The sequence below is a fragment of the Nostoc sp. FACHB-133 genome, assembly GCF_014698055.1.
Classification (GTDB): domain Bacteria; phylum Cyanobacteriota; class Cyanobacteriia; order Cyanobacteriales; family Nostocaceae; genus Nostoc.
Genome location: NZ_JACJSH010000026.1, coordinates 32,688 through 56,445 on the forward strand (window position 1 = coordinate 32,688; position 23,758 = coordinate 56,445).

The 23,758-nt window shown below is 42.1% G+C and carries 23 protein-coding genes; 13 read left to right on the plus strand and 10 right to left on the minus strand.

The window, feature by feature from the left end; translation table 11 throughout:
• Positions 1–60: 60 nt before the first annotated feature.
• Together kdpA and H6G86_RS21050 are read right to left on the minus strand one after the other, a co-directional pair.
• The gene (kdpA, locus tag H6G86_RS21045; RefSeq protein ID WP_190935937.1) at positions 61–1,806 is read right to left on the minus strand and encodes a potassium-transporting ATPase subunit KdpA; all 1,746 of its coding nucleotides are present in this window, start codon (positions 1,804–1,806) and stop codon (positions 61–63) included.
• Positions 1,807–2,175: 369 nt separating this feature from the next.
• On the minus strand, positions 2,176–3,411 hold the full coding sequence (locus H6G86_RS21050; RefSeq protein WP_190935938.1) for an FIST signal transduction protein: 1,236 nt from the start codon (positions 3,409–3,411) through the stop codon (positions 2,176–2,178).
• Between the two features lie 372 nt (positions 3,412–3,783).
• Between H6G86_RS21050 and H6G86_RS21055 the strand changes: the two genes are divergently transcribed.
• The 9 genes from H6G86_RS21055 (at position 3,784) to H6G86_RS21095 (ending at position 11,147) form a co-directional block, all read left to right on the plus strand.
• On the plus strand, positions 3,784–4,029 hold the full coding sequence (locus H6G86_RS21055) for a Calvin cycle protein CP12 (RefSeq protein WP_012407493.1): 246 nt from the start codon (positions 3,784–3,786) through the stop codon (positions 4,027–4,029).
• A gap of 677 nt (positions 4,030–4,706) precedes the next feature.
• The gene (locus H6G86_RS21060; RefSeq protein WP_190935939.1) at positions 4,707–5,303 is read left to right on the plus strand and encodes a DUF3177 family protein; all 597 of its coding nucleotides are present in this window, start codon (positions 4,707–4,709) and stop codon (positions 5,301–5,303) included.
• 34 nt (positions 5,304–5,337) lie between these two features.
• Positions 5,338–5,634: a DUF7734 family protein gene (locus tag H6G86_RS21065; protein WP_190935940.1), complete on the plus strand. Its 297-nt coding sequence runs from the start codon at positions 5,338–5,340 to the stop codon at positions 5,632–5,634.
• Positions 5,635–5,711: 77 nt separating this feature from the next.
• Positions 5,712–5,936 carry a DUF433 domain-containing protein gene (locus H6G86_RS21070; protein WP_190935941.1) on the plus strand — a complete coding sequence of 75 codons (225 nt, stop codon included), beginning with the start codon at positions 5,712–5,714 and terminating at the stop codon, positions 5,934–5,936.
• Positions 5,933–6,265 (plus strand): DUF5615 family PIN-like protein, encoded by a 333-nt coding sequence (locus tag H6G86_RS21075; protein ID WP_190935942.1) that lies wholly within the window; start codon positions 5,933–5,935, stop codon positions 6,263–6,265. Before H6G86_RS21070 ends, H6G86_RS21075 begins: the two co-directional genes overlap by 4 nt.
• A gap of 163 nt (positions 6,266–6,428) precedes the next feature.
• The gene (locus tag H6G86_RS21080) at positions 6,429–6,887 is read left to right on the plus strand and encodes a hypothetical protein (RefSeq protein WP_190935943.1); all 459 of its coding nucleotides are present in this window, start codon (positions 6,429–6,431) and stop codon (positions 6,885–6,887) included.
• Positions 6,888–7,089: 202 nt separating this feature from the next.
• Entirely contained in the window at positions 7,090–8,202 is a 1,113-nt protein-coding gene (cbiD, locus tag H6G86_RS21085) for a cobalt-precorrin-5B (C(1))-methyltransferase CbiD (RefSeq protein WP_190935944.1), read from the plus strand.
• A gap of 224 nt (positions 8,203–8,426) precedes the next feature.
• Positions 8,427–10,049, plus strand: a complete 1,623-nt coding sequence (guaA, locus tag H6G86_RS21090; RefSeq protein WP_114082045.1) for a glutamine-hydrolyzing GMP synthase — start codon at positions 8,427–8,429, stop codon at positions 10,047–10,049.
• Positions 10,050–10,742: 693 nt separating this feature from the next.
• Complete coding sequence (locus H6G86_RS21095; RefSeq protein WP_190935945.1) at positions 10,743–11,147, plus strand: response regulator; 405 nt, start codon at positions 10,743–10,745, stop codon at positions 11,145–11,147.
• A gap of 62 nt (positions 11,148–11,209) precedes the next feature.
• Here H6G86_RS21095 and cdf31 read toward each other — a convergent pair whose 3' ends face one another.
• On the minus strand, positions 11,210–12,115 hold the full coding sequence (gene cdf31, locus H6G86_RS21100) for a CDF family zinc efflux transporter Cdf31 (protein WP_190935946.1): 906 nt from the start codon (positions 12,113–12,115) through the stop codon (positions 11,210–11,212).
• 619 nt (positions 12,116–12,734) lie between these two features.
• Between cdf31 and H6G86_RS21105 the strand changes: the two genes are divergently transcribed.
• Together H6G86_RS21105 and H6G86_RS21110 are read left to right on the plus strand one after the other, a co-directional pair.
• A complete protein-coding gene (locus H6G86_RS21105) occupies positions 12,735–13,481 on the plus strand; it encodes a 3-oxoacyl-ACP reductase family protein (RefSeq protein WP_190935947.1) in 747 nt (248 codons plus the stop codon).
• A 165-nt stretch (positions 13,482–13,646) separates the two neighbouring features.
• Positions 13,647–14,000: a hypothetical protein gene (locus tag H6G86_RS21110; RefSeq protein WP_190935948.1), complete on the plus strand. Its 354-nt coding sequence runs from the start codon at positions 13,647–13,649 to the stop codon at positions 13,998–14,000.
• A gap of 505 nt (positions 14,001–14,505) precedes the next feature.
• On the opposite strand, the gene H6G86_RS21115 is transcribed toward H6G86_RS21110, so the two are convergent.
• The 3 genes from H6G86_RS21115 to H6G86_RS21125 form a co-directional block, all read right to left on the minus strand.
• Complete coding sequence (locus H6G86_RS21115) at positions 14,506–14,742, minus strand: DUF4327 family protein (RefSeq protein WP_012407481.1); 237 nt, start codon at positions 14,740–14,742, stop codon at positions 14,506–14,508.
• 1,026 nt (positions 14,743–15,768) lie between these two features.
• Positions 15,769–16,188: a 30S ribosome-binding factor RbfA gene (rbfA, locus tag H6G86_RS21120; protein ID WP_114082051.1), complete on the minus strand. Its 420-nt coding sequence runs from the start codon at positions 16,186–16,188 to the stop codon at positions 15,769–15,771.
• A gap of 123 nt (positions 16,189–16,311) precedes the next feature.
• Complete coding sequence (locus H6G86_RS21125; protein WP_012407479.1) at positions 16,312–16,518, minus strand: DUF751 family protein; 207 nt, start codon at positions 16,516–16,518, stop codon at positions 16,312–16,314.
• Between the two features lie 165 nt (positions 16,519–16,683).
• On the opposite strand from H6G86_RS21125, the gene H6G86_RS21130 reads away from it, so the two are divergent.
• Positions 16,684–17,541, plus strand: coding sequence for a DNA adenine methylase (locus H6G86_RS21130; protein WP_190935949.1), 858 nt, complete (start codon positions 16,684–16,686; stop codon positions 17,539–17,541).
• On the opposite strand, the gene H6G86_RS21135 is transcribed toward H6G86_RS21130, so the two are convergent.
• From H6G86_RS21135 to H6G86_RS21145, 3 genes are all read right to left on the minus strand, one after another.
• Positions 17,513–17,989, minus strand: a complete 477-nt coding sequence (locus H6G86_RS21135; protein WP_114082053.1) for a PD-(D/E)XK nuclease superfamily protein — start codon at positions 17,987–17,989, stop codon at positions 17,513–17,515. The genes H6G86_RS21130 and H6G86_RS21135 overlap by 29 nt on opposite strands.
• Positions 17,990–18,423: 434 nt before the next feature.
• Positions 18,424–19,644, minus strand: a complete 1,221-nt coding sequence (locus H6G86_RS21140) for a HetZ-related protein (protein ID WP_190935950.1) — start codon at positions 19,642–19,644, stop codon at positions 18,424–18,426.
• 396 nt (positions 19,645–20,040) lie between these two features.
• The gene (locus tag H6G86_RS21145; protein WP_174709417.1) at positions 20,041–20,700 is read right to left on the minus strand and encodes an L-threonylcarbamoyladenylate synthase; all 660 of its coding nucleotides are present in this window, start codon (positions 20,698–20,700) and stop codon (positions 20,041–20,043) included.
• Positions 20,701–20,882: 182 nt separating this feature from the next.
• On the opposite strand from H6G86_RS21145, the gene larC reads away from it, so the two are divergent.
• Positions 20,883–22,160 carry a nickel pincer cofactor biosynthesis protein LarC gene (gene larC, locus H6G86_RS21150; RefSeq protein WP_190935951.1) on the plus strand — a complete coding sequence of 426 codons (1,278 nt, stop codon included), beginning with the start codon at positions 20,883–20,885 and terminating at the stop codon, positions 22,158–22,160.
• Between the two features lie 366 nt (positions 22,161–22,526).
• On the opposite strand, the gene H6G86_RS21155 is transcribed toward larC, so the two are convergent.
• Complete coding sequence (locus H6G86_RS21155; RefSeq protein ID WP_190935952.1) at positions 22,527–23,726, minus strand: aminotransferase-like domain-containing protein; 1,200 nt, start codon at positions 23,724–23,726, stop codon at positions 22,527–22,529.
• Positions 23,727–23,758 lie beyond the last annotated feature (32 nt).

A 23,758-nucleotide genomic window follows, 5' to 3' on the forward strand; every position in this document is an offset into this window, starting at 1 on the left:
AATTTTGGGAATGGGGCATTGGGCATTGGGAATGGGTTGTTGTACCTCATCTCCTACTCTCTAGCCGATACCTTTGGTAATAAAAAAGGCTTCAGCGATGGGGCCTAATGCCAGCACTGGGAAGAATGTGAGTGCGCCCAGGATTAAAATTACGCCTGCGGTAACGCCTGTAAATAGTCCAGTATCGGTTCGTAATGTACCAGTGGTATAAGGAACAGCTTGCTTGCGAGAGATACTATCTGCTAAGAACAGCAAACCTAAAATTGGGATATAGCGTCCAACTAGTAAACTGAAGCAGGTACTTAAGTTCCACCACAAAGCGGTTAAAGTTGTTGCTGTACCTGTAGATATTGCAAAAGGAGACGGTTGTGAATCGCCTAAACCTTCAAAGCCAGAACCGTTGTTCGCAGCAGCTGAGGCATATTCGTAAATAACTTGAGCAAAGCCGTGAAAGCCTGGATTACTAATTCCTGATAGTTGATCGGGAAATGCCAAGGCGATTCCTGCGGGAATCAAAATGGCGATCGGGTGAACAAGCAAAATCAAGAAGCTAGCAAGTACAACTTCACGCTTTTCAATCTTGCGTCCGAGAAATTCTGGTGTGCGCCCCACCATCAGTCCTGTAGCAAACACAGCCAGAATCAAGTAAGCAAATAAATAAGCGGTTCCAGTACCCTGTCCACCCCAGATAATTTGCAGGAACATATTAGAAAGCGTAATAAAACCACCGTTGGGCATGAAAGAGTCGTGTAAACTGTTGACTGCGCCGCACATGGTACCGGTTGTACTTACCGCAAATAGTGCAGATTGTGCCCAACCAAACCGGACTTCTTTACCCTCTAGATTTGGTTGCTGACTACCTAGCAGTGCATTCACAGCCGGATTGCCGTTGTATTCACCAATGGCAGTAACGATGATAAATATTACATAAAGGATGCCCACCATTCCGTAGACTAACCAGGCTTGCTTAGTGTTGTTCGCAAACAACCCATAAGTGTAGATTAGGGAAGTAGGAATTGAAAGCATGGCCACGATTTGAATTAAGTTAGTAAATCCGCTAGGATTTTCAAAGGGGTGTGCCGAGTTAATAGCAAAAAAGCCGCCGCCGTTTTCCCCTAATTGCTTGATAATTTCAAAGTGGGCAACGGGGCCACGAGCGATCGCTTGACTAATATTCGGGTCTTCCAAGGTAGGGAATACAACTGCACCCGCCAGGGTTTCGGGAACACCAGCAGCTATCAACACAATCCCACCTACAATACAAATAGGCAGCAAAATTCGGGTAATCGAGCGAATTAGGTCTACATAAAAGTTGCCTAACGATCTACCAGTTAATCCCCGAATAAAAGCAATTCCTACCGCCAAACCAGTACCAGCAGAGGTGAACATGTGATAACCCAGACCCCACATTTGGCTGGCATAGCTCATGTAGGTTTCACCAGAATAATGCTGCTGGTTGGTATTAGTAATAAAGGAAATAGTAGTATGCAGCGCTGTATCCCAAGTTGGGGCTTTTATCCCCGTGGGATTGAGGGGCAACCATCCTTGACTCATGATGATAAAGAAAAGTAGCAATCCCATGACTACGTTGCTGTAAACGATTGCTCGCCCATACTGCCAGCCCGTCATATTTTCTTTGGCTTTAACACCAACTAAAGCATAAAGCACTCGCTCAACCGGATTCAAAACTGGGTCGAGAAAAGTACTTTGCTCTAGGTATACACGCGCCATATAGCGCCCAAAAAATGGAGTAATCGCTACTATAATTAACAGCGTTAATGCAATTTGAATCCATCCTTCTAGCATTGGATTATTTCAACTCCGACATGAATAAATTTCAGATAAATATCAGATATTTTCTGACGATGACTCAGAAAAATAATTAATTATATTGACATTATTCGCTAACCTATAACTATCTCTTTTCTCAATTAATCATCGAGCTTTTTGTTAGAGAATACAAGGTATAAATTAATATTTAAACTAGCCTATACAAAAAATATATTTGTCTATATAGACAAGTATTCAGAGCGTTTATATCGATATATATCTGCAAATATAGAAGGACAGTGAAAAATTAGCTCCCCGACTTCTTTAAGAAGTCGGGGAGCTGGACACGGCGAATTTTCACGAATTAGATAAGATTGCTGTATAGTCAACAGTCTAATTCATAATTCATAACTGATTCTGGCGACAAATTCCAAATGCGGAAGTGTAGGCGTGTAAGAAAGTTCTGCCACCAACAGGGCCGATTTCACCACCACAGAAAAAGCCACCTACAGGAATATCGCTGAGGTAGCGGCGAAATAGTTCAGAATCGAAATTGGGTTTACCATAAAGTCCTTCGCCTCGGCCCAAACAGGCAAACATTAAGGCAGCGACAGCAGAGGGTTCAGATTCTCGTTGGGTTTGATAACTTTGAAGGAGTAACTCTAGGTCTTCAGCAGAGGCTTGGGCATCGCGTAGGTGGAATTGTAGCCTTTGACCAGGACGAACACGATCGCCAATTGCGATCGCTCCAGCTGTTGGATCGACCCCAAGAATACCACGAATTAAAAAGTCTCCCTGCTGCAAAGCCAGCTTAAACTCATCCATCGCCACACCAACAAACAGAGAGTGCTGTGCTAAAGTTCGTTCGTGTTCGCTAAGACTAGCAATCAAATCTCGCAACACCACTAGCGGTACTTGCTCATCTAACTCTAAGATAATGTTGCGATCGGCTTTTGTAACTTGCAACGGTTTGCCAATCGGTCGGCATCCTTGGGCTACAATCGTTTCCAAAACAATATTGCCAGTCAAAGCTATCCCAACAGTACCCTCACGATACAGACTTTGACATTCTTCGCCGTCAGTCTCATTACAAAATAGGGCAACACGACCACCCATACCTCCACCACTAGCCTGTCCTCCCACGATCACCGATCCTGGATAAGCAAAATCCAATCCCTGCAACAAATCGTTGATTCCAGAGGCGAAGGAACTAGACAACAAAATGAACTGGGGTGTTGGTGATGCTGGCACACCAATCAAATCAACCCAAGCATCTGGAGAACTATCTAAGTCAGGTAATTCTTCAGCAACAACATGAAAAACTTGAACCTTCACCCCTGGAAGATGTGCTAAAGTCAAGCTAATAGCTGGTTCCGCTTCGAGTTCTTGGGTTTCTCCGTCAACTGTCGTCCCAATCACACCTCCACCGCTACAGCCAATTAGCACTGGTACAGAAAGTTTCTCAGCTAACAAGGGTAACAATCGGGAATACTCACTCGTAAAAGCAGACGAAATGAATACCAGTCCTAGATCCGCAGGTGCTGTTAATGATGAGACAGCTCGTTCCACCACATCTGTAACGGCGGCTTCTAAAGAATGACGGGTTGATAGGGCATTTGCCCACTGCATTTGGTCTGCCATGAGTTTTGAGCTTCTTTCTCTTTTTGTGCTAGTAGATTTTGATGTATTTTTATTTTGGGAAGAATTGCATCTTACAAGAATTAGTGCCAGCCTTTTGTCTCCTCCATCCAAGAAGCTGGGGTTGTCATTCCCTAATAGATGCATCTAAATATATTGTATGATTGTTTATCTATGGTACTAATCCCACAAAATCTTAAAACATAAAGATGAATGCATTATAGATGCGGCAGTTTACTATATTGGTTATAAATCAATAGGCTAAAGTACTAACTTATGAACTGAATAGTTAGAATGGTTAGTAATCAAGCTAAAATCTGCCATTTCTGAAGTTTTTCTATACTAGTATTAACAACACACAACGAGACTAAAGCAATGACCAACATCCAAGAAACAGCGACAAGCGACATCCAAGAGAAAATCCAAGAAGAAGTAGAACAAGCGCGTACTGTCTGTGACATTAACGGTAGCGGTTCACCAGAATGTGCTGCTGCTTGGGATGCAGTAGAAGAATTGCAAGCCGAAGCTTCCCACAAGCGCCAAAGCAAGCCCAAAAATTCTCTAGAACAGTATTGTGATGACAACCCAGATGCAATTGAATGCCGGGTTTATGACGACTAGAAATTTAAACAAGTTAATTTTCTGTTCGTTTGTTACCAAGCAACCAGGATTTACTTACTGAGATTCCGCACTTTTACGCTACTTCCGGCTAAAACCGTACTCTCCCTCTTTCATTATTTTCTCCAATGGACAAAAATTGGTTAAATATCTGGAGTTACGGGTGTATGAGGGTTAAGCTTTGAGAATTTTTATCTTAAAAGGAAACCTTTACACCCAAAAAAAATTGGGGTTTTGTCCGCGAGTATCAAGTACATAGCTCCTAAGTTGGCTTTTAACAGGCTCCCTGATGCTACTACAGGTAAGTGTAAAATCTAAGTTGAGGATCTTTTAGTTGCTTGTTTTTTTGCCAAATTGAGAGATTTAGGAAAGTAAATTAAACAACTTACCATTTAAAAATTTTTCCAAAAATCTTTGCAAGGCATGAATTGGTTGTAGGGGCGTACATCTGTATGCCCCTACAAACGTGTTTATAGTAGAAACTGCGTGAAATGGTATAAGTTGGGTAGCCACTTGCTTCCACCAAGAAGTTAGAGCGCAGTCTTGAGGCTAGATTTTGTGCTTTGATTAAACTGTTTGTAATATAGATAGACTACTAGCTAGCTAATAGCTTACAAGTTTGTCAGTTATGGATACTTGCTCTTAGTTTAAATTGTTTTATTTATCGTTTGAGAAAAACTATGGACTATAACGTTTGGTTTCGCCCTTTCGTCTGGATTGATTACCGACTGGCAGTATTATTCTTGGTAATTATTCCGCTAATTCTTTTAATTTGGGCATTTGTGCAAAAAGCAGAAGCTATACAACGCTTGTTGACTATATACTGGAAAGTATCAAGCTTGGTGGCAATCACGATTTACTTAATGATTGCCCAGTATCCAGTTAGCTTTATCTCTGGATTGATGGCTCAGATTTTAATCCCAATTTCACTGTGGTTCTGGGTAGATATCAACGATGAAATTGAGTATCAAACCAGTGGAGTTTTGAAATTTATTTTTACCTCTTGGCGCTGGGCTACAACTGTTTATTGCATTTTGGGTACACTAGCGTTGATCCCATTTTTGGGTTGTGCTTTTTCTGCCAGTGTGATGAAGAGTGCTTATTGTCGCGTCTGGTTTGAGATTCCGTTATTATTCAAAGAATATTTTCATGCTAATAGCAAAGCCGAGTTCTTAGGTTTTCTTGGCATAACTAGTTTAGTAATTTATGTGGTTTACTTAAGCTATTTTGTTCTGATTAAGCTTGGCAAGCAGGGACGTTCAGCCACACCGCAGTAAATGTTGCTACGTCACATACCCCTACTGTAAAAAAATGAATTCCATTGGTAAGCGACTAGAACAATACACCGCCAAACGTCCCAAAGAAGTCTTGATTGTAATAGTGGAAATTGCCGATGAGGAAGATACAATTGCTATTTTCAAAGGCTTTTCCAGTTCTTTGATGCGCCCCACAGCATTTGATGCAGATGTACCAGTTTTGCCAGATGGGGCAAACATCCTCAATATTGATCGAGTAGCCAGTCCTTACAATCCTGAAGCACCCCGTTATATTCAACAAGGAATTTCTTGGGAAGCTATGGAAACTCTATTATCAGAAGTGGGAGTCTAACTAAAATTTTGTCTCAAGTTAGTTGGTAAACTGACGAAAACAACGCTCATAGATTAAACAAATATCTTGACTAATTTATGAATTACCACGAAATTATTACAATTGAACCTGGAAAACGCAGTGGTAAACCCTGTATCCGGAGAATGCGGATCACTGTTTATGATATTTTGGAGTATCTTGCTGGTGGAATGACTGAAGCAGAAATCCTAGAGGATTTTTCTGAATTAACTTCTGAAGATATCAAAGCGTGTCTAACTTTTGCTGCCGATCGTGAGAAGAAGTTATTTGTGGTATCCCTGTGAAACTGCTTCTAGACGAAAATCTGTCTGATCGAATTATTTCACAGATTGTAGATTTGTATCCTGATTCAGTACACGTTAAAACTTTAGGATTAATCAACACCGACGATGTGGTTATCTGGGAGTACGCTAAAGTACACGATTTTGTAATTGCTTCCAAAGATTCTGATTTTCATCAGCGCAGTCTTCTCTTTGGTCATCCACCCAAATTTATCTATCTCCGTATTGGCAACAGTCCAACTTCTAAAATTGTCCAAATCTTGCGTGATAACTTTGCTATAATCAGCCAGTTTGTAAGTAGCGAAGTGGAAAGTATTTTGGTGTTAGCGTAGGTTGAAAATATGAGCGAAACCGTCTATATCAAAATCAGCATCCTGGGTGACATAACAGCAAGGCTACTAGTGAGCAATCACCACTAATTTGACTGGAGTGTTGTTCAATTGATCGCAGTTAAGGCAGACTGGTTATACTGTGAGCTTTATTGGATGGGCTTAGATGCAACAGTCACAGGATGCGAACACGCCAAAACAATTCAGTCGAGAACAACGTTGGGAAATTGTACGAACCTTGCTACAACGTAGTAACCTGAGTAGTGAGGCAAAACAGGCATTCCACCAAGCTTATCCCAATGCACCAGAAGAGATGCTGAAAACTGCTGTTTTTCACACTTATGTTGATGGGATTGGAGCCGCAATAGACTGGTTAGTTGATTTAGAGTTATTTCTACGTGAACCCAGTCATGAAATAAATATGGGTGTTGCGTATCACTTGCTGTATCACCTGTACAATTGGTATCAGTTCAATGTATTACTTGCAGATGGGAAAGCAGGAGTATTGGAACGTCTCAAGGAAATTAAGGAGTTGGCTTCAAATGGAGATATAGAGGCAATTCTTTCAACAGTTGAGCAGCTAGAATCGATGTTTGAAGGCAGTCAGAACTATCCTAGTTCTTAGTAAGCGGTTGCATAATCAATCAAATACAGAGGATAGTCGCAGTCTGTTGGTTGTACGTTGAAGCCTTACTGCTGCTGATTTGGGTCGTTACCTTTAAGCAAGCAAGCCACAAATCGTTCTAAATTTCCATCTGAAACTGTCTTTTCAATGAGAGACTGAGCGATCGCTTTTGAAGAATGATTTTGACTTTTAAATTTAAAAAATGTCCCGTTCTGGATACACACTTCCCGTCTTTGCCTGTGCTGCTGCTGTTGCAGCTTTACACTGGTTGCACGATCGCAAACCCCTAAGCATAGCCTCAGTAGATTTGATTGAACCGGCTCAAATCGCCGAAATCCCAATTGAACAGGTAGCAGGATTATCTGAAAATACAGCTTTAGCAATTACTCGTAGCGATCCCGGTGATAATCTCGATTTGACTAAAGATACACCGATTTGGGCATTGGTGGAATGGCGAGAAGAGGGGGAGACTGTAATTATAAAAGGCGGGGAAGGGATTGGCAGACAAATGAATGCTGACGACAAACCTGCTATTTATGCTTATGCTCAAAGGCTTTTAAAAGAAAACTTGCAACGAATCCTAGCACCAGGGGAAAAAATCACGGTGACGATTATTCTACCTGAAGGGCGATCGCTAGCTGTTCGGACTTCAAATTCTGCTTTTGGTGTGGTTGAAGGACTTTCGCTTTTAGGCACAACCGGCATTTCTCAACCTTTGAGTACACCAGATCAGCTTGCAGTCTTTCGGGCGGAATTACAAAATAAAGCCAGTCGTTTTGAGAGTTTAGTATTCTGTATCGGCGAGAATGGCCTAGATTTAGCGCGTAAACTAGGGATTAATCCCGAACAATTGGTCAAAACTGCTAACTGGCTCGGCCCAATGTTAGTAGAAGCTGATGTACTAGGCGTGAAAGAAATCTTATTATTTGGCTATCACGGTAAGCTCATGAAGCTGGCTGGAGGGATTTTTCACACCCATCACTACTTGGCTGATGGACGACGAGAAATTTTGGCCGCGCACTGTGCGATCGCAGGTTTAAAATCACCAGATATCCAAGCTGTATTTAATAGTGCTACCGCCGAAGCAGCACTAATATATATAAAATCGCTAGATGCTGCTACCGGCAGTGATTGGGTAAATCAAGTTTACAGTGCGATCGCAGAAACTATTGATGTTCGTTCCCAAGAATACATCCAAAGCCATAGCGAAAGAGGCACAGAGGTTACAATTTGTGGCTCGATTCTCTTCGATCGTGATCGCAAAATTATCGTGAAGAGTAAAACTGCTGGTCTGTTAATGGGAAAATTATGTTAATTTATTATGAATAATCGTAAACAATCCAAATAAATAATCTTTTAAGTAACCACTCTAGGGTAAGTTTATCGTTTTCATACCATCTCTAGCTCCGGGACTAGACCAACGCACATAACCTCGCGTTTGTCTAGGGCTTCTATACCATTATCAGCCTAAGCAGGCTGAATAATAGCATCACCATAGACCATAAAGCATCTATCCTTAACAGACATAACACTTCCGTCATGAATACAGTGGTGACTCTACCGACAGAACAAGCGCCCCAAACATTGGAAAATGTTGGGCGACTTGATCGCCAATTGATTATAATTCTGGACTTCGGCTCTCAATATTCTGAGTTGATTGCCCGTCGCATCCGCGAAACTCAAGTATACTCTGAAGTTTTATCCTATCGCACTACTTCTGAACAATTGCGCCAACTCAATCCCAAAGGAATCATCCTCTCTGGTGGGCCGAGTTCGGTTTATGGTGATAACGCTCCCCATTGTGACCCAGAAATCTGGAATTTGGGAATACCCGTCTTGGGTGTTTGCTATGGGATGCAGCTAATGGTAAACCAACTCGGTGGTGAAGTGGCAAAGGCTGACCGAGGTGAGTACGGCAAAGCATCATTATATATTGACGATCCCACAGATTTACTTACTAACGTCGAAGATGGCACTACTATGTGGATGAGTCACGGAGACTCAGTTACCCAAATGCCATCAGGGTTTGAATTGCTGGCACATACAGAAAATACCCCCTGTGCTGCCATTGCCGACCACGAAAGGAAACTTTACGGGGTTCAATTCCATCCAGAGGTAGTACATTCTCTTGGTGGTATAGCATTAATCCGTAATTTTGTCTACCATATCTGCGATTGCGAACCCACTTGGACAACTGCGGCTTTTGTTGAAGAGGCAATTCGGGAAATTCGCACCAGAGTTGGCGAGAAGCGAGTGCTTTTGGCACTATCTGGGGGAGTTGATTCTTCTACCCTGGCGTTCTTGCTCTATAAAGCGATTGGTGAGCAACTAACTTGTGTGTTTATCGATCAAGGCTTTATGCGAAAGTATGAGCCAGAGCGATTGGTAAAGCTGTTCCAAGAGCAGTTTCACATTCCTGTAGAGTATGTGAATGCGCGCGATCGCTTTTTAGCTAAGGTTGCTGGTGTTACAGATCCTGAAGAAAAACGCCGCCGCATCGGACACGAATTTATCAATGTATTTGAGGAAACCTCCAAGCGCCTTGGTCATTTTGACTATCTAGCTCAAGGGACTCTTTATCCAGATGTCATCGAATCTGCTGACACCAATGTTGATCCCCAAACTGGTGAGCGGGTAGCGGTAAAAATTAAAAGCCATCACAATGTTGGCGGTTTACCCAAAGACCTAAGATTTAAATTGGTGGAACCACTGCGGAAACTATTTAAAGATGAAGTCCGCAAAGTTGGGCGTTCCATTGGTTTACCAGAAGAAATTGTCCAACGACAACCTTTTCCTGGGCCTGGTTTAGCAATTCGCATTTTGGGGGAAGTTACATCTGAGCGGTTAAATATTTTGCGCGATGCCGATTTGATTGTACGGCAAGAAATTAACCAACGCGGTATGTATCATGATTTCTGGCAAGCATTTGCTGTATTGCTGCCAATTCGTAGTGTTGGCGTTATGGGTGATCAACGTACTTACGCTTATCCTATCGTCTTGCGAATTGTTACCAGTGAAGATGGCATGACTGCTGATTGGGCGAGAGTGCCTTACGATGTCCTGGAAGTGATTTCTACGCGGATTGTGAATGAGGTAAAAGGGGTGAATCGTGTGGTTTATGACATCACCTCTAAGCCGCCTGGAACCATTGAGTGGGAGTAAGCAAGTTTTGAGTTGAGTTAACTAAAAAGCTCATCACTCTTTCCGATTATTCATGTTCTTTGCAGTAATTTAGATTCACATATTTTAAATGGCAATGCCGAGCTGACTCGTTTTGAGTTTTGGCATTGTCTATTTTTTTGGCTATAGCTTTGGTAAGCTACTCTACATTTAATACGGTTCGGATAAGCATTTTTCACTTTCCTTGTGGTCTGGGTAAAGGGTAAGGGGTAAAGGGGAAAGGATGTATTCCAAACCTTTTCCCTTTGCCCTTTAACCGAACCGTATTGACTCTACATTTAACTTAAAATAGTTATGGCGGGCAAGATGCCCACCTTACAAGAGCTTGATTTAATTAATACAATTTAGATGTAAAAAATGCCATGCTTGCTAAATTGAAAAGTCCCAGCAAAATCGCAAGTTTTTTGTAATAAAATAGGCAGCGATTATCCAAATAATTTTGTAAAACAATTATTTGTAAAAATGAATTTAAACACAAATATAATTTTATCCAGTCAAGAATTATAAATTCCAGCGAATAATTAACCATCAATTAGATGGTGGTTAGATAAATTGAATTATTGTCTAGGAAAATAGGCGCGATCGCAGTAAAATTACCAAGGGTGTGGTAAAAGACAAAAAAACCAGCAGCTCATTAGAAATAACTTTCATTTGATAAACATTTATGGAGATGTTATGGAACCTCCTCTGCCCCTTGCTGGCTTAAACATCCTCGTAGTTGATGATGATGACGATAGCCGCTTTTACATTACTACCGTGTTAGAAGCTGATGGAGCCACCGTCATGGCAGTTCCATCGGCGGCGGTAGCATTGAAAGTACTACCTGAGTTGCAGCCAGATGTCTTAATTTGTGATATTGCTATGCCTGGTGAAGATGGCTACACCCTTATCCGCAAGATCCGGGCGCTGAAGCCTGATATTTGGGAAAAACTCCCTGCGATCGCTTTAACTGCTTATGGTGATAGCGAGTATCGTAGCCGTGCGCTGGAAGCAGGCTTTCAGACTCATGTGCCTAAACCAGTCGATCCAGGAGAACTAGTTGCGATCGTTGCTGATTTGGTTGCTTCTTATAAGAATTAACGCAAAGATGCAGTCATTTGTGGGTCATTAAATGAACAGAGCGTGATTTGGAATTGCTGAGACTACTTTGCTCCAGTTTCAAAGCTAATTTGCTCAGACTTATATGCTGGTGGCTCAACATGAATTAAAATCCTCACTGGACGGAACCTTTCTTCTAATCGGCTTTCTACTTCTTCGGTGATGTGGTGAGCGGTTTCTACGTCTGATGCATCTACGATTAAGTGCATTTCAATAAATACCTGACGACCAAGAACACCGCGAGAAGCAATATCATGACAGTTAATTACACCTGGAACAGAAGTAGCGATCGCATGAATTGCTTCTGGTGCGATCGCCATTTGATCCACAAGCCAAGGCAAATTTTCTTTTAAAACTGACCAACCACTCCAAAATACCAACAAGGCGACAGGAAAGGCTAATACCAGATCCATCCATTGATAACCTAGCCAAACTCCGATCAAGCCGCCAATTACGGAGATTGTCACCCAAATATCGCTCATGGTATGTGTAGCGTCAGCTATGAGAATTGAGCTACCTACCCGCTTACCAACAGCGCGTTCGTAAAACGCCACAAAAATATTCACACCAAGGACAATTAGCAATAACCACAACTCTGGTGGCGATATTCTCACAGGTTCACCACCACCTTTGAGAATTCGTTCGATCGCTCCTTGCAGAATTTCAAAACAGGCTATTCCTAAAAATGAGGCAATTCCTAAAGCTCCCACGGCTTCAAATTTGTGGTGTCCGTAAGGATGCTCGCGATCGGGTTGTGGAGAAGAAAATTTACTTGCAACTAATCCTAAAACGTTGTTGGCGCTATCTGTCACACTATGCAAGGCATCAGCTAGCAAACTCAACGAACCTGTCCAGTAACCCACAACTGCTTTCAATCCCATTACAAATAGGTTGAGTAGTAGGGTAATAATTAAAACCTTTCGCACTTCGGCGCGGTTATCGTGAAGCATAGATAATTTATCACATCAAGTTCTATGACTTCTAATGTAGAACTCAAAACATAAATAAACACAAATAAAATGTATCAAAGTCTTACACGGTAAGAATTAAGTCTCTCTATAGGCTCTATGTTTTATACTATTCTGTTGAGATTCTTTATAGCTAACAGCAGCTACAAGCTTTATAGCTATTAGTAATGTATTTATAAATAACAGCATATTTTTATCATTAATTTCAGAAATAATTTAATTAATTTTGTTATTTCTACATCCAGTTACTCCAGACAAAATTGTATCCAGAGATATTATGATGACCATCAGTGATTTGTACTTACTTAGGATAACTGACGAGCTTAATGAGTTTTATTTGCTACTTTTTAAGGATAAAGAAGCCTGTGCTTCATTCAAAAAATGGTCAAAATTTGAGCAGCAAAATCGAAAAATATTTACAGGCTTTTGAATAATTAGTAAACCTAGAGGTGAGTTTTGACGTTCCCCTCGCTAAAAATAAATTAACCAGTCAGAGGAATGAGTGAAAATTTGATCCTCTTACGAGTTTGAGTAAGAACTTGAGCCATATAATTCCAAAGGTTAATTTTCCTCAGACGGCAAGTTTCAATCACGAAATATTATGAGTACCAAAAAACTTACAGGTAAGGTGGCATTGGTAACAGGCGGCTCACGTGGTCTGGGAGCAGCGATCGCCAAACGTCTCGCAAACGATGGTGCAGCCGTCGCCCTCACCTACACTAGCTCGCCGCAAAAAGCCGACGAGGTGGTGCTTGCCATCGAAACGGCAGGTGGCCAAGCCAAGGCTCTTCACGCCGACAGTGCCAATGTCGAAGCCGTGAAAAACGCTGTTGCCGATACAGTGAAAGCCTTTGGTCGTCTTGACATCCTTGTGAACAATGCGGGGGTCGCCACTTTAGCCCCAATCGATCAATTCTCAATGGATGATTTTGATCGGCTGATCGCAGTTAACATCAAGGGTGTCTTTGTGGCAACTCAGGAGGCTGTCCGCCACATGGGTGAGGGTGGACGGATCGTTATGATTGGCAGCGTCAACAGTGACATAATGCCTTTTGCTGGCGGCTCCGTTTACGCTTTAACCAAGGGTGCGATTGCAAGCTTCACACGCGGTCTTGCCCGCGATCTCGGCCCTCGTGGCATTACGGTGAACAATATTCAACCCGGCCCGATAGACACTGATATGAATCCGGCGGAAGGCCCCTTTGCCGACACTATGAAAAGTATGATTGCCCTCCAACGGTATGGTCGAACTGAAGAAGTCGCCGAGATGGTTTCCTATCTTGCCAGTGCGGAAGCTGGTTTCATTACCGGTGCAAGCCTGAAGATTGATGGTGGCTTTGCAGCCTGATACAGCAGAACCAGGAAAAATCCGATCGTGTAAATCTGTCTGGCGACGATATTAGCGCCTGGGGGTGCATCCTCAAAAAATTGGGCTTTGCCGCCGTCGATCTCGGCGGCTTCGTCTCTTCTTCCGGTAAGATTAGTACTTATCAATAAGCTTTAATAAAAACTTATGTCTTCAATTCCTCTAACATTGAACCTAATTGAAGGTTCTGTCTCCTTCAGTTTTTCACCTCAAGCAGCACGAGAATTAAAGACAGCGACAGATCAACTGATGGAACGCCTGAAAGCTGTCGCCGCTAAACCCATTCCTGGCGGAGGTAAAGTCACTCCCCAGCCTCCAATGGAATATCGTTATACGGGTGAAGTATTTTTAGAAATTTTCTGTAATCCTAATATCTGGCCAACGCCTTTCGCAGCCAAAGTTTTGCTGACTGTGCGCAACGTCAACATCCGCTTGACTACTGAAGCTGAACTTACCCGTATTATTGAAGACATTAATCAATATTTAGAGCAGGTCGGATAATCGTTTATATAATTTTTCTCTGCTTTTAGAGATTTTTTAACAAATAATCCTATACAAATTTGGGATTTTGCGAAAATTGAGCCAGTTACTTGCGGAGGTTTCCTCTATTGTCGCAACTGGTGTTGGTTAGCCCGACTGAGCAAACTTTTCAAGACGGATTCTACCTTTGAACCGCAAAGAAGCGATCTTGTCGATTGCGAGTCAAAAGTGAAGTTCCTACACTTCTATCGGATCAATGTAGGAGCTTCACCGAATTTACATACTAAACTCAAGCTGTAGCACCAGATATACAGAAAAAAGGGTTCTGATGCTTTCTTTAACTTGAAAACTTATATAAATTAAGACTCCAATTCTTCTGTGTTAATGAAAAACGCAAGATTCTGTATGGGTGAATGCTCATTAAAACCAGAGATTATCCCCCAGATTGGGCGTAGGATCGTTGACTGTGACATCCACACATCGAAAATTAACCCCCACAACCCCAAACCCGAAATCAAACATTGATTTAGTCGTTGTCCCACTGTTCACGGCCAATTAAGTCGCCAATGCGATCGCGCAACAAAAAGTCACATTTCTCTAATTCACATTCAACGCAAACCCACTCTCTCGCTGGAATGTATTGGCAAAGGGTATATATCGGCTGTTGTCGGCTAATCATTCCCTTTTGCACCAGTCGACGTGCTTCGTCTTGGATCAAATCGAGAGAGTAGTAATTGATAGAAGGCACCGTATTCACACTCATGGTTTTTACTCACAAATTAACACTTACGATAGTGTTCCCGTTAATAATTAGGAACAAACATTACAGAAATTAGACTTGTGGCTAGTATTTTGTAGTTTGCTATACGGAACTATTTTTATTTTGACGCTAGATATCCTGAAATTATCTCAAGAAATGTTAAGAAAGTCAACGAATCCTGACATTTATCAAAAATCTGCTTTACAAAAAAAATTCCGAGTAGTTAACTTAACCTGCTATGGCGGTTATATGGTTTTTATGCAACAAGTCTGAAAGTCTTGCCATTACTGTATTTAGGCAAGATTTGCTGGGTGGTAAGAATTCATATTGCGTAGGCGTAGCCCGCCACAGGCATCGCTTACATATCAAATAATCACCTTAAAGCCGGATCTTGAACTGCTGGTATTTATCTAAGGGTAAACAACACAAGAATATTTGTCAGATACTACGGTATAAACTGTTGCAAAACATAACGGCTAAAGTACACTACGAAGGCTTTTACCCTATCATCTGTTAACAATTTCTTAAGTAAAATTGCAATTGCTTAGTTATTTTCAGCACTAATATTACACAGTTTTCTTTTGCTCAACATCTGTAAAAGGGTGGAGTAAAGGCAGGAGGAGCAAATCATTTGGGAATTCAACCTCTAAGATTTGAAGCCACCGTTGCGTTAGCTTCCCGCAGGGTACAGCCAAAACCCTAATTTTCAGTTCAGTTAGCGGCAATTCATGTAGACGCATACTCCTAGGTCGAAGCAAGCTACGCGAAGCATCTCTAGAGAAGCGGCTACTCTACGAATTCTCCAACGGAGTACCCGCAGGGTATTGCCCCTACCGCGTGTAGTTTTGCGTAAGTCCTAGTAGAGTAAAGACGAAAGCCAAGGCAAACATCAAGCGTATAGATGCAACTACCGATCGCTGAAGTTGGTTATGGTTACATTAAAACAGACGCGATCTAGTCACGTCTGTAAACTGTTTGGCGGATTTGCTGAGATTAATTGTTCTGAAGTTACATTGTTATTTAAGTTACTTATTCACTAAATGATTCATCATCTTCATCTGTGCTGTCTTCTACTGCTAACAGATTTTCTGGCGGACGATCGTGATTGAGTTGGCTTAGTAGTGCCAGTACCTTGTTACCGCGTTCTATGGAACGATCTTCGAGAAAGATGACTTCTGGTGTACGACGTAGCCTTACCCGCGCCCCAAGTTCACTGCGGACGTAACCTGTGGCTGACTTTAAGCCTGCCATTGTTTCTACCTTAGCTTCATCTGTACCATAGATACTGACGTAGATTTTGGCGTGTTGGAGATCGCCAGAAACATCAACATCAGTCACACTTACCATTCCTGTACCCACACGGTCATCCTTAATGCCGTTGAGCAGCATTTGGCTAACTTCCCGTTTGATCAATTCTGCAACGCGGGAAACCCGGCGATTTGTAGCCATAAAAATTTCGCCTCCTGACAGAGGTTGTACGACAAAAATAGATGCAATTTGGGTAGACAGTACTTAGCGAAAGCAACGCCAAGAGTAACCGTCTTTAGGGCATAGCCCCGATATAGCGCTAGTCTAGATTGCACTCAAGCCCAGCATTGCCCGTAGGGTGAAAGTAAGAAAGACTAGGCTGCTCACAAATAAACCTAAGAGGGCGATTAAGGTAACAGGGCGCTTCAACAGTGGCACTAATGGCGCAAAGGTGTTCAAAAACAGCCCTAAGACTATAGTAATTAAGTACCGGGGGTAGCGAAAGACGTTATCCCAAAATCCGTCAAACATCTGAATCTAAACTGCCTTGTTATATACTTACGTTTGTTTTGATATGCTTTATCAACTCAATTGTAATCTATGCAGCCGGAAAATTAGCCAGCTAATATAAAATATGCCTCGTCGGTTATATTGGCTTTATTTAGTCACGATTATTTTCAGTTAAATCGCAAGTAAATGGTAATTCAAATCCCCAAGGAAACTAGCCCGCGTCCATTTTTGAAGTGGGCAGGGGGTAAAAGTAGGTTGATACAGCAATATATTCCTTATTTTCCCAAAAGTTATAAAAATTACTATGAACCATTCTTAGGTGGTGGTGCTGTTTTTTTCTATCTCCAACCAAAGACAGCAACTTTAACTGATATTAACGCCGAATTAATTAACACTTATTGTTGTGTCAGAGATCGTGTTGAAGAATTAACTTCTCTATTGAAAGAGCATAAAATTCGACATAATAAAGATTATTATTATAGTGTCAGAAACAACTCTGATGGGACTGATCTAGAAAAAGCGGCTCGTCTAATTTATCTTAATAAGACTTGTTTTAATGGTCTTTATCGAGTCAATTCACAGGGCAAATTCAATGTGCCTTTAGGCAGATATGAAAATCCCAATATTTGCTCTGAGGTTTTACTACAAGCTGCATCAGAAGCTCTTTCTCATGCAGAAATCAAACAAGCAGATTTTACAGAAGTCCTAAATCATGCAACTAGCAGTGATGACTTTGTATTTTTTGACCCACCCTATCATCCTATAAGTGATACTAGCAATTTCACAGCTTATAGTCAAAATTGTTTTAGTAAAAAAGACCAAGAACTTTTAAGAGATACTTGTGCAGAGTTGGCAAGTCGTGGTGTTAAAATTATGGTCTGTAATTCTGATAGCGAATTTATTAGAAATATTTATACAGATATCAATTTTGAAGCTTATAAAATTAAAGCAGCCCGATCAATTAACTCCAATATAAAAAATAGAGGCATGATTGACGAACTATTAATTACATCTTTTAAAGATTTTTATTTGCCCAAGCAATAAATCTGTCTAAGCTATAAACTGCTAATAAATTATGGTTATCATTAACTCTTGTTTTTAGCCATTTGCTGGCACCTTCTCGCATACCTTCACCGCCTAAAATGACGATAGTTGGTGCAGGGTAATAGTGCTGGATGTTCATGTTCAAGTAAGGAAACTTTTCATCGACAGAACCGGGGCTTTCTTGCCATTTGCACTCGAAAATTAAACCAGATGGCATTGCAGGTGAGCCAACAACATAAAAATCAACCTTCAAATCGGTATGATAAATCCCAGTTCCAATATAAATTTCTTTTCCATAGCGCTTTGGTAATAAAGCAGCATTTAGTATAAATTCTTTTGGGACATAGTTCCCTACTTGGAAATAATTATGTCCATTTAAGATTGCTTCAACATTTCCTTCTAAAATATTCCCCGACTTATTTGCCCGTCCGCCTTGAGTCAGAGCCATCCTAAATCCCTCTGCCAAAAGTCCTACTAATTATAGAATTTCACAGAAATAGTAAAAAAGGGTCAGTTTCTTAATATGAATTTTTTATTCTGACGTAAACAAGGTTGGATTAATGGGTAAAAAATCGGAAATTATTGGTATTTTTGTACTAAATAAATACAAATGTATTAATAATTTGGATGAGGAACGAGTTAGTAATTGAGATAAATTCAGATAAGAGTTATTTGCGGAAGATCGTGGCGAATTGAAGGGTGAAATTTAAACGCATAGGCGCTTTGCCTTCCCGCAGGGTAGGGGCGCAGAGGGAAGCGCAGAGGCACGCAAAGAATTCGCTACGGATTAAGAGAATTTTGTACTTAGTGTATAAGCTAAATTCGCGCTCCTCGTCCCAGTTATAAGCTTGGATAATGTCTTATAGTTATTTCACCTTAGCTTCAACCTGTTTGTGCTTCAGTATGGCCGTTGCGGATAGACCATGCTAGTTCTAACAGTTGAGTCCAGCGCTTTTGTAACTGTTTGGGGGTGCATTTAATGGTTTTAGCGATCGCTTGGTCAGTTTGCCTTGCAGTTTTTAACTGTAATATTTGCTGTTGTTGTTCTGTAAGTTGATTCACAAAGATTTCCCACTGTTGGGAAGATAAACCCAATTTTTGCTCTAAACCTGCGCCTAGCCATTGATGTACTAATTGCCAGTGATGTTGTTTGGCAAACTTTTCTACGTGGTATTTAAAGCGTTGTTGGAGATAATCGCGTTGACGGCTGGTTAAACCGAGAATTTGGTCAATTTCTGGGGCTGAGAGGTCTTGAAGTTTCAAGCTGAGGTAGTTCATACAGTCAGATTGACCTTGAGACTCCAGATATTTCATCAATTCAGTGATGACGCGATCGCGTTCTGACTCTTCAGATGGATCGAAATTAGTTTGGGCAATCATCTGCGATCGCAACTGTTGCACCGCCGAGTTACGCTGATAAGATTCTGCTTCTTCACCCTTAGCAGACTCCACCGCCATTTCAATATCCACGGTAGTCTCTTGCGGCTGACGACGAGCAAAACCTTGGGCCCGCAGGATAATTAATTGCTGATTTGCACCACCAGGTAAATTGATGCGGCGTTTGGCGTACTGTTCTGTAAACGCCATATATTCAGCTAATTGCAGCTGAGTACGCGGTGTGTGATCGTCAGGTAATTCGTTTTCTCTGCGGAAAGCTTTGATAGCTTCGATATAAAATGCTTGTAAAAAATCTTCAATTAGGCTGTAACGAGCATCAAAGCCCAACTCAGAGCCAGATAAAGTTACATGGCGGTAAACCATAGCACCCAAATTACTATGTAATTCCACCCGCCCTTGTTTGGAACCTAGTTGGTAGTAACGTAAGCACTTTTGCATCCGATGCCTTCCCAGCGTAATCTGCCAGGATTTGATTTGCCCAGATGTTTGGATACGCGAGCTTTTATCGCAAATGCGTTCTACTTCTACGGCTATGCGGTTTGCTAAAGCTTCTACGCACCTGGGTGCTGCTTTCACTTGTGCTTGCATTTCTTGACACAGCAATTCAATCAAGGTTTCGCTGCTGCTGTCTGAAAATTCTTCGGTCGAAAGGTGGTTTTCAAAAATGGGTGTAGAGTTTGGTAGATTGATGACGTTAGCTTTCATGACTTTTCCAGGGAGTAGTATTGCACCGTAATTACAACGCAGACACAGCAATCAAGGCCGGCCAAGGCTTGTGAATCTTTGGGCATTTATCAATTAAGACTTGCCCCATATAATGCTCACATCTAAAGCTCATATATAAAACTGTAGGAAATACGAGAGAGTTACAGTTATGCCAATGTGTCGGTTTTTTCACAAGCCACCACATTGACGCGGGTACTCATGTACCCAGCATTTTCTCAAAGTTGCCAAATCCCTTGCTGTAATGACTATTACCACCATCCTGTTATTGCATCTGTGCCCGTCGTAGATATGACGTTTAAATATGACAATTTAAAAACTGGAGTTGCTTTTATCACAATTTCCGAAACGGAGAGGTGTGCCTGTGAAGTCTCTTTCTTATACCCATGCTGCTGCTGCTTCCCAACCTAAACCCCTCCGTATAATTGCTGCTTCGTCTCCGGTCATATCTAAGATGGTAGAGACTTCATAAGTAGGTTCTTCACCAGTGTCTACAATTATGTCTACCAACTTGTCCAAACGGTCAAATAGCTCTACCCGCGACTGAACAGTTTCTGGATCTATCCGAATCATGCCATTATCTGCTTCATCTGGTGGCAGATGTGCCGAAGTTGAAATAATTGGATTGCCCAAAGCTGCCAGCAACTCCAAACACACAGTATGGTTTGGTACTCTAATTCCAGTACTTTTCCGCTTGGGGCTTTGCACCAATCGCGGTACTAATTTAGTTGCTGGGAGCAAAAACGTGTATGGCCCTGGAATCAGGCGTTTCATAATTCGATAGGCTGTGTCACTTACGAAGGCATAAGTTGCCACATTTGAAAGCGAGGGACATAAAAATGTCAGTGGTTTATCATTTGCTAGCTGTTTAATTTGCCGCACTCGTTCTACCGCCGACTTAGCATTCAAATCACAACCGATCGCATAAACTGTATCAGTAGGGTAAAGCATGACTGCGCCACTAGAAAGCGCCGACTTTATTTCCTCTATTCGGCGAACTTGAGGATTATCCGGATGAACTGAGAAAATTTTTGCCATAGAGGGATTGGGGATTGGGGATTGGGGACTGGGGACTGGGGACTGGGGACTGGGGAGCAGGGAGCGGGGGGCAGGGGGAGCAGGGGAAGTAGAGGAGAATAACCAATGCCCAATGCCCAATGCCCAATGCCCAATGACTAATGACTAATGACTAATGACTAATGACTAATGACTAATTTATTATGAATAAAATTGCTTATCTTCAATGTCCGACAGGAATTTCTGGTGATATGTGCCTGGGTGCTTTGGTAAGTTTGGGTGTTCCTGTGGAGTATTTAATTGAAAAGCTTAATGGATTGGGAATTGAACAGGAATATCAGTTAAGAGCAGAACTTGTCCAACGGAACGGCCAGCAGGCGACTAAAGTTCATGTGGATTTAGTACACGATCGCCATCACCATGACCACGAACACAATCACCATCACACACGCCACTTGCCAGAAATAGAGCAGATGATTCTCAAAGCTCAGTTGCCATCACGAGCAGAAGCTTGGAGTTTGGCAGTATTCCGACAGCTAGCAGTCGCAGAAGGGGCAGTGCATGGGATTTCTCCTGAAAAAGTTCATTTTCATGAAGTGGGTGCGATAGATGCGATCGTAGATATTGTGGGTACTTGCCTGGGGTTAGATTGGTTAGGGATTGAGAGTAATGACGAAGGATGGCCCCTGCTTTACTGCTCGGCGTTTCCCACTGGTGGCGGTACTGTTCGGGCTGCACATGGTCAAATGGCAGTACCAGTACCAGCAGTATTAAAACTTTGGGAAATGCGGGGTTGTCCAGTTTATAGCAATGGCATTGATAGAGAACTGGTGACACCAACAGGAGCTGCGATCGCTACTACTTTGGTAAGAGATTTTGGTTCACCACCCGCGATCGCTATCAAGCAGGTAGGATTGGGAGCAGGAACCATAAATTTACCAATTCCCAATATTTTACGCCTCTGGCTGGGCGAAAGCGCAAGTTTACAGTCAAATTTCAGCAATTGTGAAGATACTAGCTCAAATTTAGAAACTATCTCGGTACTAGAAACCCAAATTGATGATTTAAATCCCCAAGCGATCGGCTATGTTTTTGAGGCTTTGTTTGCTGCTGGTGCAGTGGATGTTTTTACCCAAGCGATCGGTATGAAAAAGTCCCGTCCAGGGATTTTGCTGACTGTGATTTGTCATCCAGAAAATTTACTCAGTTGTGAAGCGGTTATATTCCGTGAAACTACAACTTTGGGTATTCGGCGAACAACTCAGCAACGCGCCATTTTACAACGGGAAATTCAACAAGTAGAAATTGAATATGGCAAAGTGCGTGTCAAGGTAGCATGGAAGGGACAATCACCAGAAAAAGTTATTGCCAATGTGCAGCCAGAATATGAAGATTGTGCAGAATTAGCCAGAAAACATAATATCCCCTGGCGCGAAATTCAACGGTTGGCGCTACAAAATTGGTATTTGGTCAATAACTAAATCTCCTAGTTCTAGCCCTTTCAAGGTGACTTGTAAAATCTCTTTTCTTCTCTCTGCGCTCTCTGTGTCTCTGCGGTTTAAAAGTAATTTATCTACCACAGAGACGCAGAGAACACAGAGAAAAGAGGTTAAAAAGGAATTGGTTGACCAATATTTTTACCCACCTTGAAAGGGCTAATCTCCTCGTTCTTATACTGCCTAGATTGGTGACAACTTCAAGCGATCGCTAAAATGTCAAATGGGGTGTGGAGATAAGTCCAAAGTCTCTTGTAGTTGAGATTTGGATTGATATTTCACGAGTCCCAAATTTCGATTTTTGGGAGAAGCAAGCTACGTACAGCATCTTATAGAGAGCGTCATTACAAATTACCTCAATCCGCGCAATACCGATCCTAATGTAGCGATTCCCTCAACAATCTTCTGTGTTGGCTGAAAGCTAAAAGCTAACCTAATGGCATCATCCCCTTGTCCATTGGCATAGCAGCGAGTCCCTGGCAGAAAACTGATGCCATATTCACTGGCAGCCATTAGAAGTGCTTTAGCGCTGATATCTGGTGGCAATTTACACCAAACGAAGAAGCCACCATCAGGACGCAGAGCAACGATATCACTGGGAAACTCTTGAGCGATCGCTTCTAATAACAAATTGCATTTATGTTTATAACAGGCAATTAGCTCTTGAATGTGATTCTCTAGTTTCCCTGTAGCACAATAGCGAGCGACCACATGGCTGACAAATGGCCCCACAGGCCCCTCACTTTTGAACATCGCCAGGCGCTCAATAATTGCTGGATCGCCACAAGCCCAGCCCAACCTGATACCGGGCGCAATAATTTTCGAGAAGGTACTCACATATAATACCCACCCTTCTTGGTCAAGACTTGCCAGGGAGGGCATAGTTTCTCCTCGGAAGCGCAAATCGCTATAAGCATCGTCTTCCACGATTAGAACGCCATACTCAGCCGCTAATGCTACCAGTTTTTGGCGGCGAAATAACGGCATAGTAGTACCTGTAGGATTATGAAAGGTGGGAATAGTATAAATAAATCGGGGTCGGATGCCCTGTTTTTTTAAATCGTTTAATGTTACTTCTAGCGCATCTACATCCATCCCTAACTCATCCACAGGAATGGTAATTATGCGTGCGCCAGCGTGGACAAATCTGGTAACTACTCCCAAGAAGGTTGGCCCTTCCACAATTACTACATCACCAGGTTCCACAAACACATCTGGTAGTAAGCCGAGAATCTGACCAGAACCATAGCCAATGATCAGGCGATCGCGATCGGCAGCAATTCCCTTCGCCTGCAAGCGGAGGATAATTTGCTCATACAGTTGAGCGGAAGGCGGGCCGTAATTGAGAGCGATCGGAGCCTCTTCTGCCAGCACAACGGCACTCGCAGCAGCCAAGTCAGTGTGAGGAAAGAGAATTGGATCGGCTAGACCGTAGGCAAAGCTGACAGTGACGATTTTGCTTAACTCTGTACCGTAAGTTGGTGGTGCAAGGTTCTTTGCGCGTTCGGCGAACAAATCAGTAATTTGGTAAGCAGGGGTTGTAGAAACCATAAGTAGTTAAAAATTGGAAGTCAGAGTACACA

What these genes read in the sequence shown, in the direction of transcription:
- kdpA (WP_190935937.1), bottom strand. Translation starts at nt 1,806, where the DNA reads ATGCTAGAAGGATGGATTCAAATTGCATTAACGCTGTTAATTATAGTA.
- H6G86_RS21050 (WP_190935938.1), bottom strand. Translation starts at nt 3,411, where the DNA reads ATGGCAGACCAAATGCAGTGGGCAAATGCCCTATCAACCCGTCATTCT.
- H6G86_RS21055 (WP_012407493.1), top strand. Translation starts at nt 3,784, where the DNA reads ATGACCAACATCCAAGAAACAGCGACAAGCGACATCCAAGAGAAAATC.
- H6G86_RS21060 (WP_190935939.1), top strand. Translation starts at nt 4,707, where the DNA reads ATGGACTATAACGTTTGGTTTCGCCCTTTCGTCTGGATTGATTACCGA.
- H6G86_RS21065 (WP_190935940.1), top strand. Translation starts at nt 5,338, where the DNA reads ATGAATTCCATTGGTAAGCGACTAGAACAATACACCGCCAAACGTCCC.
- H6G86_RS21070 (WP_190935941.1), top strand. Translation starts at nt 5,712, where the DNA reads ATGAATTACCACGAAATTATTACAATTGAACCTGGAAAACGCAGTGGT.
- H6G86_RS21080 (WP_190935943.1), top strand. Translation starts at nt 6,429, where the DNA reads ATGCAACAGTCACAGGATGCGAACACGCCAAAACAATTCAGTCGAGAA.
- cbiD (WP_190935944.1), top strand. Translation starts at nt 7,090, where the DNA reads ATGTCCCGTTCTGGATACACACTTCCCGTCTTTGCCTGTGCTGCTGCT.
- guaA (WP_114082045.1), top strand. Translation starts at nt 8,427, where the DNA reads ATGAATACAGTGGTGACTCTACCGACAGAACAAGCGCCCCAAACATTG.
- H6G86_RS21095 (WP_190935945.1), top strand. Translation starts at nt 10,743, where the DNA reads ATGGAACCTCCTCTGCCCCTTGCTGGCTTAAACATCCTCGTAGTTGAT.
- cdf31 (WP_190935946.1), bottom strand. Translation starts at nt 12,115, where the DNA reads ATGCTTCACGATAACCGCGCCGAAGTGCGAAAGGTTTTAATTATTACC.
- H6G86_RS21105 (WP_190935947.1), top strand. Translation starts at nt 12,735, where the DNA reads ATGAGTACCAAAAAACTTACAGGTAAGGTGGCATTGGTAACAGGCGGC.
- H6G86_RS21110 (WP_190935948.1), top strand. Translation starts at nt 13,647, where the DNA reads ATGTCTTCAATTCCTCTAACATTGAACCTAATTGAAGGTTCTGTCTCC.
- H6G86_RS21115 (WP_012407481.1), bottom strand. Translation starts at nt 14,742, where the DNA reads ATGAGTGTGAATACGGTGCCTTCTATCAATTACTACTCTCTCGATTTG.
- rbfA (WP_114082051.1), bottom strand. Translation starts at nt 16,188, where the DNA reads ATGGCTACAAATCGCCGGGTTTCCCGCGTTGCAGAATTGATCAAACGG.
- H6G86_RS21125 (WP_012407479.1), bottom strand. Translation starts at nt 16,518, where the DNA reads ATGTTTGACGGATTTTGGGATAACGTCTTTCGCTACCCCCGGTACTTA.
- H6G86_RS21130 (WP_190935949.1), top strand. Translation starts at nt 16,684, where the DNA reads ATGGTAATTCAAATCCCCAAGGAAACTAGCCCGCGTCCATTTTTGAAG.
- H6G86_RS21135 (WP_114082053.1), bottom strand. Translation starts at nt 17,989, where the DNA reads ATGGCTCTGACTCAAGGCGGACGGGCAAATAAGTCGGGGAATATTTTA.
- H6G86_RS21140 (WP_190935950.1), bottom strand. Translation starts at nt 19,644, where the DNA reads ATGAAAGCTAACGTCATCAATCTACCAAACTCTACACCCATTTTTGAA.
- H6G86_RS21145 (WP_174709417.1), bottom strand. Translation starts at nt 20,700, where the DNA reads ATGGCAAAAATTTTCTCAGTTCATCCGGATAATCCTCAAGTTCGCCGA.
- larC (WP_190935951.1), top strand. Translation starts at nt 20,883, where the DNA reads ATGAATAAAATTGCTTATCTTCAATGTCCGACAGGAATTTCTGGTGAT.
- H6G86_RS21155 (WP_190935952.1), bottom strand. Translation starts at nt 23,726, where the DNA reads ATGGTTTCTACAACCCCTGCTTACCAAATTACTGATTTGTTCGCCGAA.